Below are 16068 nucleotides of genomic sequence, written 5' to 3' on the forward strand. Positions count from 1 at the left end.
ATCCGCGCCATCTGGCGCTTGCTCAACAAAAACAAATCACCCATCAAAGCCTCCTTCAATGGAGACCGTGAATCACAGATCAAGAGAAATTAATAGGTCCTGAGCCTAGAGCATCGGGGCCGCGAGGCAGCAGAACGGCGACACCATCGCCTGACTTTGACAGAATCGCGCAAATGGCGGAGGAGACCCCGCCGCTGACTTCACGCCTGCGCGCTTTCGACCGGGGTGATCGCCACACGGTGAGGAGAAGCCCTACCCCCCCTCCGCGTAGAGCACCCGGTGATCCAGCAGATAGCGCGCGAAGAGCGGCAGGCTGGCCGAGCCGATCTCGCGGGCGCTGGAACCGATCGTGCCAGGCCGGATCTCCAGCGGCGTCAAGCCCTTGCGCTTGAGGTTCGCCATCGCCCGTTCGGTTGTCGCGACCAGGCGCGCGCGCACGGCCGGCGGAAAGCCGCCGTCGATGACCGCACATTCGAAATCATAGATCGAACTCGCCGCGACGAAAGCATGGGCGAGCCCCGCCCCGGCGATCGCCAGCCAGCGATCGAGGATGGGGCCAAGCTCGTCCCAGGCCGCGTTGCTTCGCCAGATCGCACTTGGGTCGCCGCCATCCTCGGCGATCATCTTCTCCAGGACAAAGATCGAGGCGACGTTGATCAGTTGGTCGAATCCGCCCGTGTCGGAACCCGTCGCCTTGGCACGGGGCACCGGCATCGGCCCAAGCGCCGCGGCATTGCCGGTCCGACCGGTGACGACATCGCCACCGATGACAAGCCCGCCGCCGACGAAGGCTCCGACGAAGACGTAGAGATAATCCGACGAGCGCGTGGCGCCGAAGACGTTCTCGGCGGCGCAGGCGGCGGTCGCGTCGTTGGCGAGATGAACCGACAGGCCGGTCGCTTCGCCCAAGAGCCCGACAATGTCGGCGCTGCGCCATTCGTCCATAATCGTCGCCGGCGCATCGATTTCGTCGGCCCACGACCACAGCTCGAAGGGCATGGCGACGCCGAGGCCGACGATCCGCGTTCGCAATTCCGGCTCGATCGCGGCGACGACGCGCGCCGCGGCGGCGGCGACGAAGTCCAAGACGGCGTCGAGTTTGGGATAGGCATAGGTGCGGCGCTCGCGCGCTCGTATAGCGCCGACGAAATCCATCAGCACCAGCTCGACCGAGCGCCGGCCGATCTTGACCCCCAGTGAGAACACCCCGTCGGGGTTGAGCCGCATCGGCACCGAGGGCTGGCCCACCCGGCCGCGACGAGGCTTTTCGCGCAGCACCAGATGTTCGGCCTCCAGCGCGCGCATGATCACCGACGCGGTTTGCGGCGACAGGCCGGTGCGCCGGGCGATATCGGCCTTGGCCAGCTCGCCGTGGCGGCGGATCAGCGTCAGCACGGCGCGCTCGTTGTGGGCCCTCAGGCCGGCCTGGTTCGAGCCGCGCATGCGTTCGTCGTGGCGCGTCGGCGCAAGCGTCTCGATAGCGGTAATGTCGTTCATGCGTTCCTCCCCAATCCCGGAATCGATCACGATTCCAAGGACGGCGTCCGCCGCTCTGCGTGCCAACGCGGAGGCAACTGTTCCACTCCAAGGCACTCCGGTCAATAAATAAATCCATCTGATTTATATTCATTGACAAGCCGCGAACCATGGTGTTTCGTGATGGGCGATCGGGCTGTCGAGGAGGCTGCCCGGCCCGCCGACCGGGCGCTACCCGGCGCATTATCATTCAGTTTGGGAGGGTTTGTCCGTGACAATCCGCACGCTTCTCGCATCCACCGCCATCGCCGTCGCAGCCGCCGGCTTCGCCGCTCCAGCCGCCGCGCAGGAAGGCACCAAGGCCTGCCTGATTACCAAGACCGACATCAACCCGTTCTTCGTCAAGATGAAGGAAGGCGCCACCGCCAAGGCCGAGGAGCTCGGCATCGAGCTGTCGACCTTCGCCGGCAAGGTCGACGGCGACCACGAGACCCAGGTCCAGGCGGTCGAAAGCTGCATCGCCGCCGGCGCCAAGGGCATCCTGATCACCGCGTCCGACACCAAGGCGATCACCGACGTGGTCAAGCAGGCCCGCGACCAGGGCGTTCTGGTCATCGCGCTCGATACGCCGCTGGAGCCGATTGATGCGGCCGACGCGACCTTCGCCACCGACAATTTCAAGGCCGGCGAGCTGATCGGCCAGTGGGCCAAGGCAACGCTGGGCGACAAGGCGGTCGACGCCAAGATCGCCCTGCTCGACCTGTCGCCGTCGGCACCGTCGGTCGACGTCCTCCGCGACCAGGGCTTCCTCAAGGGCTTCGGCATCGACATCAAGGACGAGAAGAAGATCGGCGACGAGGACGACCCGCGCATCGTCGGCCATGACGTCACCGCCGGCAACGAGGAAGGTGGCCGCACGGCGATGGAGAACCTTCTGCAGAAGGATCCCGACATCAACGTCGTCTACACGATCAACGAGCCGTCGGCCGCCGGCGCCTACGAGGCGTTGAAATCCTTCGGCAAGACCGAAGGCGTCCTGATCGTCTCCGTCGACGGCGGCTGCCCGGGCGTCAAGAACGTCGAGGAGGGCGTGATCGGCGCCACCTCACAGCAATACCCGCTGGACATGGCGTCCAAGGGCATCGAGGCGATCGCCCAGTTCGCCAAGGACGGCACCGTGCCCAAGCCGAGCGAAGGGCTCGATTTCTTCGACACCGGCGTCAATCTGGTGACGGACAAGGCCGTCGATGGCGTCGAGTCGATCGACGTCAAGGAAGGCACCGATCGCTGCTGGGGCTGATCTTCCAAGTGGGCGGCCCTTCGCGGGCCGTCCACTTGACCCCGCCCGTCCCTCGCGCGTTGATGCGTTAGCGGCCCTGGCCTTCCGGAGCGACACGCCATGACTGAAACCACCGACAAGGGGGCGGATTTCGAATCCTCCCTGAGCCAGAGCGACAGCGCCGTCGCCGCCTTCGGGCATCGCCCGCGCGGCCCGCTCGGCAACCTGCAGCATTTCCTGCACGGCAACCCGACCATGGTGCCGGTCATCGTGCTCTTGCTGTCGGTGTTGGTGTTCGGTCTCGTCTCCGACAATTTCTTTTCCGCCTTCAACCTGTCGCTGATCATGCAGCAGGTGGCGATCGTCGGCATATTGGCGGCGGCGCAGAGCCTCGTCATCCTCACCGCCGGCATCGATTTGTCGGTCGCCGCCGTCATGGTGATGGTTTCGGTGATCATGGGCCGGCTGTCGACCGAGTTCGGCCTGCCGGTGCCGCTGGCGATTCTGGTCGGCCTCGTCGTCGGCGCGCTCACCGGCTTGCTCAACGGCATTTTGGTCACCCGCGTGCGGCTGCCACCCTTCATCACGACGCTGGGCACCTGGAACATCTTTCTGGCGCTGAACTATTATTTCTCCAATCGCGAGACCATCCGCAGCCAGACGCTCGACGCCGACGCGCCGCTCCTGAAGCTGTTCGGCGAACGTTTCACCCTAGGCGGCGCGGTGCTGACCTGGGGCGTCGTCCTGATGATCGCGATCTTCCTGATCCTTTGGTACGTGCTCAACCGCACAGCCTGGGGACGGCATGTCTACGCCATCGGTGACGACAAGGAGGCGGCGGAGCTCTCCGGCATTCGCACCGACCGCACGCTGGTCTCGGTCTATGTCGTCGCCGGCTTCATCTGCGCCATCGCCGCGTGGGCCTCGATCGGCCGCGTCGGCTCGGTCAGCCCCACGTCGTTCTTCGAGGCCAATCTGGAATCGATCACCGCCGTGGTGATCGGCGGCATCTCCCTGTTCGGCGGCCGCGGCTCGATCCTCGGGCCGATGATCGGCGCCCTCATTGTCGGCGTGTTCAACTCCGGCCTGCGGCTCGGCGGTGTCGACGTCTTGTGGCAGGTCTTCGCCACCGGCTGGCTCATCATCATCGCGGTCGCCATCGACCAGTGGATCAGGAAGATCTCCGCATGAGCGCCTCCCAGACTCCCGTCCTGTCGGCCCGCGGCCTCGTCAAGAACTACGGCCGCGTCACCGCTCTCGACCACGCCGATTTCGACCTCTATCCGGGCGAGATCCTGGCGGTCATCGGCGACAACGGCGCCGGCAAGTCGACGCTGATCAAGGCGCTCTCCGGCGCGGTCGTCGTCGACGAAGGCGAAATCCGGCTGAACGGCGAGCCAGTGCGGTTCACCGCGCCAATGCAGGCCCGCGACGCCGGCATCGAGACGGTCTACCAGAATCTCGCGCTGTCGCCGGCCCTGTCGATCGCTGACAACATGTTCTTGGGGCGCGAGATCCGCAAACCCGGCCCGCTCGGCAAATATTTCCGGATGCTCGACCGCGCCGCGATGGAGAAGATCGCCCGCGACAAACTCTCCGAACTCGGGCTGATGACCATCCAGAACATCGCCCAGGCGGTGGAGACCTTGTCCGGTGGTCAGCGCCAGGGCGTCGCGGTTGCAAGGGCCGCGGCCTTCGGCTCCAAGGTGCTGATCCTCGACGAGCCGACGGCGGCGCTCGGCGTCAAGGAATCGCGCAAGGTTCTGGAACTGATCCAGGACGTGCGCTCGCGCGGCATGCCGATCGTGCTGATCTCGCACAACATGCCGCATGTGTTCGAGGTCGCCGACCGGATTCACATCCACCGGTTGGGACGGCGCTTGTGCGTCGTCGACCCGAAGAACGCGACGATGAACGACGCGGTTGCGCTGATGACTGGCGCCAAGCAGCCGGAGCCGGAGATGGCAGCGGCATAATTTCAAGCCGAGATGGTGGCGACCGGCGGCGCGTGACGGGCCGCGGGTCGCTCGCCGTCAGGCCGCGATCATGCCGTTCCTGCGAAGGCCTCTTTCGAGGGTCTTCGCCCGCTGGCGAGCCGGCCCTGAATGAGCCGAATTGCCAGCGTCGCCATCGGCGGTCGTGCGGATTTCGGCCATCATTCGCAACAGCTCGGAGGCCGTGTCCCTGAGCGTGACCGCGACTGCGGCCGCCTGCTCGACCATCGCCGCGTTCTGCTGGGTATGCTGGTCCATCTGCGCGACGGCGGTGTTCACCTCCTTGATGGCGATGGCCTGTTCACTGGACGTGTTGGCGAGATCGGCCACGCCAGCGGTGATCTCCGTGGAGCGTTCGACGATCTTGCCGAGCGCCTCGCCCGTGCCCCCGACCAGCTCGACGCCGCTCGCGATTTCCACCGAACTTGCCGAAATCAGCGTCTTGATCTCCTTGGCGGCCTCCGCCGAACGCTGGGCGAGCCCGCGCACCTCCTGGGCGACCACGGCAAAGCCGCGACCGGCCTCGCCGGCCCGCGCCGCCTCGACCCCGGCGTTCAGCGCCAGAAGATTGGTCTGAAAGGCGATCTCGTCGATCACCCCGATGATCATGCCGATTTCTTTCGACGACTGCTCGATCCGGCCCATCGCCGCGACCGCCTTCTGGACGATCTCTCCGACATTCCGGGCTTCGTTCATCGAACTTTGGACATTCGCCGAAACCTCGGCGGCGCGGCTCGATGCGCCCTGAACCCCAACGGCGAGCTGCTGCAGGGCGGCGGCGGTCTCTTCCAGGCCGGCGGCTTGCTGCTCGGTGCGGCGGGCGAGATCCTCCGATGCGCTGGCGATCTCCCGCGCGCCGGTTTCCACCGCCTCCGCCGATCCGCGCGTTGACGCGACGGTGCCCCCGAACGCCGTGACGGCCTGATTGAAATCGTCCTTCAGCGCCTGAAACTCTTCAGGAAACGCCGCCGTGATCGGTTGGGACAGATCGCCCTCGGCCATCCGCTTCAGCGCCTTGCCCAGTTCGTCGACGACGATGCCGCGAGCCGCGCCACGTTGCAGCTCTTCCTGGATGCTTTTCTCGGACGCCTGCCGAGTGAGGATATCCAGATAGCTGGAGATCGTGCGCTCCATGTCGAGGAGCGCGACTTGGATCAGAGCGTCGATCGAGCCTGTGACCTCCTCTGTCTTGCCTTTGACGAAGAGGCCCTTCGGCCAGAGCTGTGCCAGGGTTCGGCTGGCGAGCGCTCCGAGCAGCGACCCGTAGCCAGCGATGAACTCTTTCGGCTCGAGGCCGATGCGCGCATGGGCCGTGCCGATGCGCTCCGTTCGCGCGACATGGGCGGCTCCGATTTCCCCCTTGGCGAGAGCCAGCCAATGCTCCTTCTGCTTGTCGTAGGCATACTGCAAATGTCGTTCGTCGGTGAAGAACGCCTTCATGGATGAATTGCCACGGATCACCGTGTAGAACTGGTCAAGCGCGCCATCCAGCACGCTCGTGAGAATGGGTTCGATGCGTCGCAACGCGGCGAGGCTTGCGGTGTCCAAGCCCGCGGAGGAGGGCTCATTATTTTTCTGGGAAGTGCTGGCGTTCATATTTTGAGCCTTAGGAGAGGAATTTCTGCCGCGATTGGCTTCCTGACGTTTCCAGCCGGAATCGAACGTCGAATCACGCTATCGCCTCGATATACGTAGCCAGACATCTTTATGAATTCGTTTACCTTGGGGCCCCGGTCGGCGTTTCACTTGAAGATGAGAGATCGACCAGGACACTCGCTATCGCGCTGGAAATCCCGTCCGATTCCATTGGCATTGCAGCGAATTTTTCCTGCTCCGAACGCAATTCGCCAAGCCGGTCCGCGCAGCGGTTTCATCGTCGGACAAGGCATGCGACAATTTGTCGCAGTATTAATGGGCGGAAATCCTTTGAGGAGGGGCGCAGCGAGTTGCCACCGCTTCATCATCGAGACTTCTCAGTCTTTTGCCTATTGCCTCGGATGACATTTCGTCCGTCGACAATATAAACGCCACCTTCGTCTGGCGCTGAATTCCCCCGAACGCCGCCACCTCTCCCGTCCGCTATGAAGCGGCTCTGAAGGAGCGTGTATGACCTACGATCTCTATTATTGGCCGATGATTCCGGGCCGCGGCGAATATGTGCGCCTCGTCCTGGAAGCGGCTGGAGCGCCCTATCGCGACGTGGCGCGGCTGCCGGAAAGCGAAGGCGGCGGTATCGGCGCCATGATGGCGTTTGTCGCCGGCCGCCATGGCCATCGCACCCCGTTCGCGCCGCCTTTCCTTGTGGATGGAGATCTGCTGATTTCGCAAACTACCGAGATTTGTGTCTTTCTCGGCGAGCGTCATGGGCTTGCGCCGAAGGACGAAGCCGACCGGCTGTTTGCCCGCTCGATCGCGCTGACCGCCGCCGATTTCGTCAACGAGGCGCACGACACCCATCATCCGGTCGGCATCGAGGACTATTACGAGGATCAGAAAAGCGAGGCGAAGCGGCGCGCGGCCGGCTTTCGCGACAAACGCATGCCGAAATATCTCGGCTGGTACGAGCGCCTGATCGCCGCCAATCCGGCTGGCTCCGGCTTTCTCGTCGGCGCTGATTTATCCTATGCCGATCTCGGCCTGTTCCAGACCCTTGCCGGCCTCGCCTACGCCTTTCCAAGGCGGATGACGGCACTCGCAGCGGACTGTCCGAAAACCGAGGCGCTGGCAGCGCGGGTCGCCGCGCATCCGGCGGTGGCGGCCTATCTGGCGAGCGAGCGGCGCATCGCCTTCAATGAGGACGGCATCTTTCGCTATTACCTGGAACTCGACGCCGACTGACGCCGGCCCGACGCGCAAACGCCCCGGTACAAGCCCGGGGCGTAAAGCTGCACCACAGCGGAGCGCGGAGTGGGGTGCCCTACAACCTCATCAGTTGGCGAGCTTGGAGGCGAACAGCGCCAGCGCCTTCTGATAGACACCGGCCCGATTCCAGTCGCGCAGCACCGAGAAATTCGGCTGCCCCTCCTGGTATCCGGCGCCCGGCCGCCAGCCATGCTGACGCAGGAAGTTCGCGGTCGAGGCCAGCACGTCGGCCTTCGAATTGATCAGGTCACGCCGGCCGTTGCCGTCGCCGTCGACGGCGAAGCGCAGATAATTCTTGGCCAGGAACTGGGTCTGGCCGATCTCGCCGGCCCAGGCACCACGCATATTCTCCGGCCGCATATCGCCGCGATCGACGATCGCCAGGGCCGCCAGCAGTTCCTCGGTGAAGAAGGCCGAGCGGCGGCAATCATAGGCCAGCGTTGCCAGCGAGCTAAAGATGTTCATGTTGCCGGAATTCGCGCCGAAGCCGGTCTCCATGCCCCAGATCGCGACAATGACTTCCTTCTGGACGCCGTAGCGCTGTTCGATGGAGTTCAACAGGCCGGCATTCTGCTGGATGATCCGCTTGCCCTTCTTGACGAACGAAGCCGGCGCCCGGCGCTGCATGAAGGCGTCGAGCGACAGCTTCATCGAATGCTGGTTGCGATCGAGGCTGATGACCTTGTTGCTGTATTTCGTCGGCATCAGCGCCGAATTGATCGTGCCCCCCGAAATGCCCGCCTTCTGCGCCTCCTGGGCGAATTGCTGCTTCCATTGATCAAACCCGCCGGCCCCGTTGCCGCACTGGGCGGCGAGCGCCGGAGCGGCGGTTACGCCAAGCACCAGTGCCAAAGTCGCGGCGAGCGCCCGGATGGATATCAGTCGAGCCTTCATGGGGTTTTCCTTGTTCAGATGCATTGAAAGCGACAGCCTGGGCCGGCCGCGTCGAGGTTGCGGGGTTGGACGGACAGCGATCCGCCGCTAACGCAAGTGGAGCGCCAAACGGGATTCCGCCGCTATCGTCGCCAAGAAACGTGAAGCCATTGGGTTTCTTACCCTATTAGGCCATCCTTGCGTAGTGCAGGGATGCGACAATGTCCGTCGGCGTAACACTTTGGGTAAACGGATCGTTCCTGCGACACCCGTCCGGGTGATGCGCCCGCGTGCGATTGCGGCTTCGGGAGCAGCGATCGGGCACCGACCGGCGAACGGTCGGCATTGGTCTTGGCGGCGATGGATTGATCCGTCGCCCTTAACGATTTTTTGCCTGACAGTCGGGCATATTGGGCGCATGAGCGACGCCGGCACGCACCCTCCCTCCCCATCCCTCGACGCCCTGCCCGACAGCAAGGAGGCGGAACGCTGGCGTTTCGCCTTGGAAAGCGCCGGGTCTGGAGTCTGGGACGCCGATCTGGTCGCCGGGACTTGCTATTACTCGCCGAGTTGGAAGCAGATGCTGGGCTACGCCGACGACGAGCTCGACGGCGATCCCGATTTGTGGCTGGCTTTGGTGCATCCAGCCGACCGGCAATTGGCGATCGACAGCGGCGAACGCCACATCGCCGGCGACACCGCACGGATCGAGACCGAGTTCCGATTGCGGCACAAGGCCGGCCATTGGGTCTGGGTTCTCGACCGCGGGCAGGTGGTGGAACGCGACAAGCACGGCCGACCGACGCGAATGATCGGCGCCCAGACCGACATCACCGCGCAAAAGAACGTGGAACGCCAATTGGCGCTGCTCAACGAGCGCATTCAACTGGCGCTCGATGCCGGCCGGGTCGGACTGTGGCAGTTTGAGACGGAGAGCGGCCGCCTCCTCTGGGATCAGCGCATACGCGACATCTATGGCATCGGCCCCGGCCCTGCCGAAGTGCCGCGATCGACCTGGCACGATCGCCTTCACCCGGACGATGCTGCCGCGGCTGAGCGCGCCATCGCAATCACGGCCGAAACCGGCGAGCCGATGAAGACCTCCTACCGGATCGTCAAGCCAAACGGCGAGGTGCGGCATCTGCACGCGCTGGCCCGGTTGGTGCACTACGCGGACGCGCCGCCGCTGCTGGTCGGCAGCATCTGGGACATCACCGAGCAGGTGCAGAACGCGGCCGCGCTCGCGGCCGAGAAGGAATGCCTGCGCATCACGCTGCAGTCGATCGGCGACGCGGTCATCAGCACCGACGTCGGAAACCGCATCACCTTTGCCAATCCCGCCGCTGCGCGTTTGCTGCGCAGCGCCCAGTCGACGCTCGTGGGAGCCAATATCGACGACGTCTTTCCTCTGGTCGACGAAGAGACCGAGGCACCGCTCGCCTCCTCGACCCACCGGGCTGTCCTGTCGCGCCGCACCGTCGACCGTGAAGAGAATGCGATGTTCGTGCGAAGCGACGGCAGCGGGCGGGCGGTCCGCGATCTTGCCTCGCCGATCATCGATCCCGACGGTCAGGTGGTCGGCGCGGTTCTGGTAATCCAGGATATCACCAACGCCCGCACGCTGCAGCGCCAGCTCGCCTACGCGGCGCGGCACGATTCCCTGACCGGACTGTTGAACCGGGTGGCGTTCGAGGAGAACCTCCAGGCCGCCATTGGCCGTCGCGACTGCGCGCTCCTCTATCTCGACCTCGACCGTTTCAAGATGATCAACGATACGGTCGGCCATGCGGCGGGCGACGCATTGCTGAAGATGGTCGCGCGCACGCTGACGGGATTTTTGCCGCGCGAGACCGTCGTCGGACGTCTGGGCGGCGACGAATTCGCCGCCGTGGTTCCGGTCGCCGATATGGACGACGCGACGACGATCGCCTCGGGACTGCTCGCCGAAATCCGCACCCGGCGCCTACATTGGGCCGGCAAACACCACGAGATCGGAGCCAGCATCGGTATCGCGGCGATCGATGATCCGGGGCTGGATCTCGAAACCGCCACCGCGCGCGCCGATGCCGCCTGCTACGCCGCGAAATCCGCGGGGCGCAACCGCGTATCCGCCTATTCGGCAAGCGTCGGGGCCGCGCAACGCAACCTGGCTCAGATCCAGGTCGCATCGGGATTGGCCGACGCTCTCGCCGAGCGCCGCCTGGTAGTCTTCGGGCAGGAGGTTCGCGATCTCGAGGCGCCCTCCCAACCGGGTCGCCATATCGAGATCCTTTGTCGAATGATGGCCGCGGACGGCTCGATCATTCCGCCCGGGCAGTTCATTCCGGCCGCGGAGCGATTTGGCCTGATGGGCTCCGTCGACCGCTGGATCATCGAGCATACGCTCGAAACCCATGCCGCCAGCCTGAGGGCGAACGGCTTGTCGGTCGCCATCAATCTGTCGGCCAACACCCTGAGCGACCCCGAGCTTTGGCCGTTCGTCCAGACAATCATCGAACGCACCAAGGTCGAGCCGGCCTGTCTCGTCTTCGAGATCACAGAGACGGCAGCGGTCGACAATTTCGTCGCGGCCGAACGCTTCGTCCGCGACGCCCGCAGGGCCGGTTGCCGCATCAGTCTCGACGATTTCGGCGCGGGCTTGAGTTCCTTCGCCTATCTCAAACGCTTCCGGGTCGACAGCATCAAGATCGACGGCGCCTTTGTCCGGAACCTGGCGAAGAGCCGCTTCGATCGGGCGGTCGTCGCTTCGATCGGCACGATCGCCCACGAGTTGGGCGTCGATGTCATCGCCGAGCGGATCGAGGATGCGGAATCCGTCGCCATTCTGCGATCGCTCGGCATTGGCTATGGCCAGGGATTTTTCTTCCACCGGCCGCAGCCGCTCGACGAGCTCCTTCAGGCGCGACAAACCACATGCGTTCGCAAAGCGAGTTGACGGCCCATCTCGCAGCCGGGATGCGAGGGAGGTGGGCGAACTGGACGGTGGAAGGGATGGTCAACGCGGCGATCGAACCGTCGCACGACCGCATCCCTATGGTCATCATGCTCTAATGCGCGATCAGGACCGGCACGGTGGCCTTGGTCATGATGTGACGCGTCGCGCCGCCGAAGATCATCTGCCGGAGGCGGCTTTGGGTGTAGGCGCCCTTGATCAGGAGATCGCCGCCGAGCGCCTGCACATGCTCTAGCACGGCTGGGCCGGGCGAGGATTCGCTGCCGCGCGTGGTGGCCTCGGCCGGGATCCCCGACCGCGCCAGATTGCGCGCCAAGCTGTCGCCGCTCGGCCCGTCGACGTCCCATCCCTCGACGCTCAGGACGATCACCCGCTGCGCCTTTCGAAGGATCGGCATGGCCAGCGCGACGGTCCTGGCGGTTTCGGTGCTGCCGTTCCAGGCGATCACGACAGTCTTGCCGATCGTCGTCGCCCCCGACGGCGGCACCAGCAAGAGCGGGCGGCCGCTTTCGAAAAGCGCCGCCTCGATAGTCGCGACTCGGGTCGGCTCTCCGGCTACGTTCGGGCGGCCCAGCACAATCAGGTCGAACAGCCGCCCGTAACTGCCGATGTGCATGTCCGTCGCCAAATGCCGACCGGCCCAACCGAAAGAGGGCGCGTTCGAACCGTCACTGTAGGGCGGAACGCCGGCCTGGTTCATGAACTCATCGAATGCGCGTTGCGCCTGGTCCATGAGCTTCTGTTGCGAATCGAGGTCGAGCGTCGGGGCGGCGACGATGAATTCCGCCGAAACGACCTCCGGCAACTCGGGGCGCTGCGCGATGCCCTCGATGTAGCCACCGAACATATCGGCCACGAGACGCGCGGTCTCCAATACCGGCCACATCCGCCCATCCGAATTGACCGGAACGAGAAGGTTCCTCATGGCGCTTGCCATTCAACGCTAGAGCATCGGACCAAAAAGTGGGATCGGTTTTTGGATAACTCCGATGCTCAATCAAGATGTTAGCGCGTCCCTTGTGCGCCCGGATGGACGCACGGCGCGCTAGAGAGCGGGCGAGGTTTGGAATTCGCGGACCATCGATGCCGTCCGACCGGCACGGTTTACCAAAGCGAGATCCAGGAGTGGCTAGGGAGAGCCTTCTACGACTTTAGCGGCTCATCAGCCACTCCCGGAGACCTGTCAGTGAGAAGCCGCTACGCGGGGACCCGAACATCAGCCCCGGCGGTTTTCGCGGCATCGTACATAGGTGGTTCCATGGAGACCTCCCCGGCGTCTTATACGCAAGGAAAGACTACGCCCGCACCTCGCGGCGTCAAGGGAATTTTTCGTCGTTCTGCGCCAACCCGCCACGGCCGATCGTGAGGGCGCCGCGATCCCGCACTCCGGCGCCACATCGCACCATTGGCGAAGGGACGGCCCTCGACCGCGTCGCCGTGGCTGCCAAAATTGCAGCGCATCCCCCATTTGAGGGATGCGACAAAACCATGTCGGTCGTAAAAGAGAGAAGTTCTTCGAGGGGTCATCGACCCCGCGAAAAACTCATCGCTCGCCGTCAACTGCCCCAATAAGCGGCGAGCGATGATTTTGATTTGTGGGTCCGCTCCCGATGGCCGGCCGGGCTCGCCGCCCACCGGCAATGCTCGCGCTCCGATACACATTCAACGACGGCCGCAGCTTCTGGCGAGCGTTGGCGTTCCGGACCGGCTCGCCAGCGTCAGATCATGCGACCGTGAATTGTCCGGCCGCCCGGCGACGCGTAGGATCGCGGCACCGGATTGTCCGGCATGGGGGCTGGGTTCCCATCGCGTTGCGCCTGGCCCCTCCCGACAAGGGAGGTCCGTCGAGATGAAATTCCTCGTTCTTGCCACGGCGGCGGCGATCGGCTTTGCCGCCCCGGCCTTCGCATTCCAGTGTCCCGCCGACATCGCGACCATCGATCAGGCGCTGGCGACCAAGCCGGTGAGCGACGCCGACCGCGCCAAGGTCAACGCGCTCCGTCAAGAGGGCGCACGACTGCATGCGGCCGGCTCGCACGCGCAATCGGTGCAAAAGCTCGCGCAAGCGAAGCAGATCCTGGGCGTCCGCTAGAGCGCCGTGCGTCCATTCGGACGCACAAAGGACGCTCTACCGCTTTGATTGAGCATCGGAATGATCCAAGAACCGGATTCCACTTTTTGGTCCGATGCTCTCGAAACGAGCACGTCCGAATACGGGCGATCGCCCCCGCGGAAAGAGCGGCGCGATACCCGCCATGATCGGAACCTGCGATCGCCTTTTGAGGAAGTTCGCCCGCCGGGCGTATCCGCCGCGCGTCCGCCTTACAGCGGTATCATCCGCTTGTGCTCCAATCGCATGCCTTCCCGCAGCACTTCGATCGGTCCGGGAAACGCGATGACAAAGGCCAAATCGACATTCAGGAACCGCCGGCCGTCGGAGACGGTCTCATAGACCTGGATGTCGAGATCGTCGTCGTCCCCAAGGAAGTCCTTACGGACGAATTCCGCGATCGTGGCCTTGTCCGTGACGTGCTTGACGAGCACGAAGCGCTGCACGTTGTTGGCGGCATGTTTCAGGTCATTGTCGAGGTAGCCGACATAGCCGAAGCCAAACAGGCCGAACACCATCAGGAAGAACGGTACGCTCACCGCCGCGAACTCGATCGAGGTGGTCCCTTGCCGACCCTCGAGGAAACGCCTGACTGGTCCGGCGCGCGTCCCGCTCATTGAACCTTCACGTCGATCTGAGCGCCAAGGTCGACCGCTCCGGCGGTAAAGGTATCGATCCGGTATGAGCCGGCCAGGCGGAGCCACTTCTCCGGATCGGCGCAAGCCGTCTCGCCGCGCCCACCCACCTGCATGACGCCGCTTTCGAAACATGCTTCCGTCGGCTGCACCTCGAACTGCAACACGCCCGTTTCGGCGGCAGTGGTGGTTTTGGGCGAATCGCTCGAAGAAAACGTGGCCATTGACGCGGAATAGCCGTTCTGATTGAGAAATTCGGCCACGCCCTTGGCATCGTCGCCGAGCCGGATAGCGCCCTCGACGGCAATGCGAAGGGCGTCGTCGAGCGAGGCTTGCGCCTCGAAGCGAAGCGCGTAGTCGGCGGTTCCGATCGCCGCGATCGCGAACAACGGCGCCAGAATCGCAAATTCCAGAGCGGCGATCCCAGACTCGTTTCCGCGAAAGCGTTTCGGGCGAAATGCCATCGCTAGTCCGTGATCCATGCGGATCGGTTGACGACCAGGTCGGCCTGTCCTTCGCCGCCGCCGACGCAGGTGCTGTCGAAGAAGCTCGAGCCCTTGTAGGCGATTGACCCGCCGATGATCCGCGTGCAGCTGGCGGCGCTGGTGGCATTGCCGTTGATCTTCACCTCGGACGAAGGGAAATAGATGATCCCTGACAGCGCCACGTCCGCGGTGCCGTTGTGCGTAAAGCCGTCACTGTCACGGCCGAACAGCAGAATATCCTTGAGTGGCCCGGTCTTCGGGGCCGTCAGCTCGACCCGGGCATGACCGTTGATGGAGAGGCTGGCGTTCTTCTCGAAGACCAGCGTCACGCCGTCGCCAGTGACCTCGGTGCCCGAATTCAGCTTGAGATCGCTGGAAAACACGTAGGTGCCGGGCTTGAGGCGCACGGTTCCTGAAAAATCCGAGGCCGAGCAGCGGCCGGGGCGGATGGTCTTCACGATATTCTTCTTCGTGCCTGAAACGCTGATCGAACACGTTCCCGAGACCTGGGGCGTAGCCACGAAAGCCAGCGGGTCGGCGATCGGGGCAATGCCGGTCTGTTCTGCCTCGCACACCGTCTGGTTCGGGTTCACACCCTGGATGCCGCCGACGGTGACCAGGCATTCCATATCGAGCGAAGCGGAGCCGAAACGGTAGATCGAGTTCGTCGCGCGCGAATTCGACGCGGCGACGCAATTGCGCAGCCGCACCTGACCGTTGCCTCCGAAGGAGAGCGCCGGGCCGGTCTGATTGAGCGCGACGAGACAGGCGGACGAGCCGGCGGTGGCTTCCGCCACCGCGCTCTTGGCGATGTCGATGTCCGCATTTCCGAAAACCAGCGAGAAATAGCGCTGCTGCTTCTCCGAGATCTGCACATTCGTCTTGCCGGCGGAATCGAAATCGACATCAACCGTGACAGTATCGGCCGGAAACCCTGCCAGAATGGCTTGCGCGCGGGCACGTTGCCGCACTGTGTCGAGACCGACACCGTCTTTCCTGAGCAGGGCAGAGGAATATGCGACGGCGTCGGTCACCGTCGTGAGCTTCACCTGCCGGGCACGCCACATCGAGGCTTCCACGCCAATAGCCATCATGCCGACCGCCGCGGGCAGAACGAGCGCCCCGATGATGGCAATGGTGCCATCCCGGTTCCCGGCAAAGCGTCGGATCAGTCCGCGCAGCGGCTTCACGTCTATCTCCTGTTTAAATTCAATTCCTTAGCGTGCCAGCAAATTCCTTCCACTCCGTTGACAGAAAGAGTGGCATTTCACCGCAGGGCATGGAGTGAGCGTTAGATCGCCCGCCGCCGCAGCCGCCACCCCCTTGGCGCCAGCGGTCTGCCAGCCGCTACAGCGGAGGAAGCGACACGGCGCGCCGAAGCGCCACGCGACTTTGTCGCAG

General features: G+C 64.3%; 13 protein-coding genes. 6 read left to right on the forward strand and 7 right to left on the reverse strand.

Annotated features, from left to right (window positions below; genetic code table 11):
- Positions 1 to 252 precede the first annotated feature (252 nt).
- Positions 253 to 1497, reverse strand: coding sequence for an ROK family transcriptional regulator (locus tag VSX60_RS08170; protein ID WP_327623662.1), 1245 nt, complete (start codon positions 1495 to 1497; stop codon positions 253 to 255).
- A gap of 250 nt (positions 1498 to 1747) precedes the next feature.
- On the opposite strand from VSX60_RS08170, the gene VSX60_RS08175 reads away from it, so the two are divergent.
- From VSX60_RS08175 to VSX60_RS08185, 3 genes are all read left to right on the forward strand, one after another.
- Complete coding sequence (locus VSX60_RS08175; protein WP_442873070.1) at positions 1748 to 2776, forward strand: sugar ABC transporter substrate-binding protein; 1029 nt, start codon at positions 1748 to 1750, stop codon at positions 2774 to 2776.
- 99 nt (positions 2777 to 2875) lie between these two features.
- Positions 2876 to 3946, forward strand: a complete 1071-nt coding sequence (locus VSX60_RS08180) for an ABC transporter permease (protein ID WP_327623663.1) — start codon at positions 2876 to 2878, stop codon at positions 3944 to 3946.
- Positions 3943 to 4731 (forward strand): ATP-binding cassette domain-containing protein, encoded by a 789-nt coding sequence (locus VSX60_RS08185; protein WP_327623664.1) that lies wholly within the window; start codon positions 3943 to 3945, stop codon positions 4729 to 4731. Before VSX60_RS08180 ends, VSX60_RS08185 begins: the two co-directional genes overlap by 4 nt.
- Before the next feature lie 57 nt (positions 4732 to 4788).
- Here VSX60_RS08185 and VSX60_RS08190 read toward each other — a convergent pair whose 3' ends face one another.
- Positions 4789 to 6345, reverse strand: a complete 1557-nt coding sequence (locus VSX60_RS08190) for a methyl-accepting chemotaxis protein (protein ID WP_327623665.1) — start codon at positions 6343 to 6345, stop codon at positions 4789 to 4791.
- A 510-nt stretch (positions 6346 to 6855) separates the two neighbouring features.
- Between VSX60_RS08190 and VSX60_RS08195 the strand changes: the two genes are divergently transcribed.
- Positions 6856 to 7587, forward strand: a complete 732-nt coding sequence (locus tag VSX60_RS08195) for a glutathione S-transferase (protein WP_327623666.1) — start codon at positions 6856 to 6858, stop codon at positions 7585 to 7587.
- Positions 7588 to 7677: 90 nt separating this feature from the next.
- On the opposite strand, the gene VSX60_RS08200 is transcribed toward VSX60_RS08195, so the two are convergent.
- Positions 7678 to 8505: a lytic murein transglycosylase gene (locus VSX60_RS08200; RefSeq protein WP_327623667.1), complete on the reverse strand. Its 828-nt coding sequence runs from the start codon at positions 8503 to 8505 to the stop codon at positions 7678 to 7680.
- Between the two features lie 397 nt (positions 8506 to 8902).
- Here VSX60_RS08200 and VSX60_RS08205 point away from each other — a divergent pair, with 397 nt between their 5' ends.
- Complete coding sequence (locus VSX60_RS08205; RefSeq protein ID WP_327623668.1) at positions 8903 to 11419, forward strand: EAL domain-containing protein; 2517 nt, start codon at positions 8903 to 8905, stop codon at positions 11417 to 11419.
- A gap of 112 nt (positions 11420 to 11531) precedes the next feature.
- Here VSX60_RS08205 and VSX60_RS08210 read toward each other — a convergent pair whose 3' ends face one another.
- Positions 11532 to 12362 carry a universal stress protein gene (locus VSX60_RS08210; RefSeq protein WP_327623669.1) on the reverse strand — a complete coding sequence of 277 codons (831 nt, stop codon included), beginning with the start codon at positions 12360 to 12362 and terminating at the stop codon, positions 11532 to 11534.
- Positions 12363 to 13286: 924 nt separating this feature from the next.
- On the opposite strand from VSX60_RS08210, the gene VSX60_RS08215 reads away from it, so the two are divergent.
- Complete coding sequence (locus tag VSX60_RS08215; protein WP_327623670.1) at positions 13287 to 13529, forward strand: hypothetical protein; 243 nt, start codon at positions 13287 to 13289, stop codon at positions 13527 to 13529.
- 230 nt (positions 13530 to 13759) lie between these two features.
- Here VSX60_RS08215 and VSX60_RS08220 read toward each other — a convergent pair whose 3' ends face one another.
- Genes VSX60_RS08220 through VSX60_RS08230 form a run of 3 tightly spaced genes read right to left on the reverse strand, consistent with a single transcriptional unit; the run spans position 13760 to position 15857 of the window.
- Positions 13760 to 14164: a TadE/TadG family type IV pilus assembly protein gene (locus VSX60_RS08220; protein ID WP_327623671.1), complete on the reverse strand. Its 405-nt coding sequence runs from the start codon at positions 14162 to 14164 to the stop codon at positions 13760 to 13762.
- Positions 14161 to 14646 carry a TadE/TadG family type IV pilus assembly protein gene (locus VSX60_RS08225; RefSeq protein WP_327623672.1) on the reverse strand — a complete coding sequence of 162 codons (486 nt, stop codon included), beginning with the start codon at positions 14644 to 14646 and terminating at the stop codon, positions 14161 to 14163. The genes VSX60_RS08220 and VSX60_RS08225 overlap by 4 nt, the downstream gene beginning before the upstream one ends.
- Positions 14647 to 14648: 2 nt before the next feature.
- Positions 14649 to 15857: a TadE/TadG family type IV pilus assembly protein gene (locus VSX60_RS08230; RefSeq protein WP_327623673.1), complete on the reverse strand. Its 1209-nt coding sequence runs from the start codon at positions 15855 to 15857 to the stop codon at positions 14649 to 14651.
- Between the last annotated feature and the right edge of the window lie 211 nt (positions 15858 to 16068).

The organism is Aurantimonas sp. A3-2-R12 (assembly GCF_036016755.1).
GTDB classification, from domain to species: domain Bacteria; phylum Pseudomonadota; class Alphaproteobacteria; order Rhizobiales; family Rhizobiaceae; genus Aurantimonas; species Aurantimonas coralicida_A.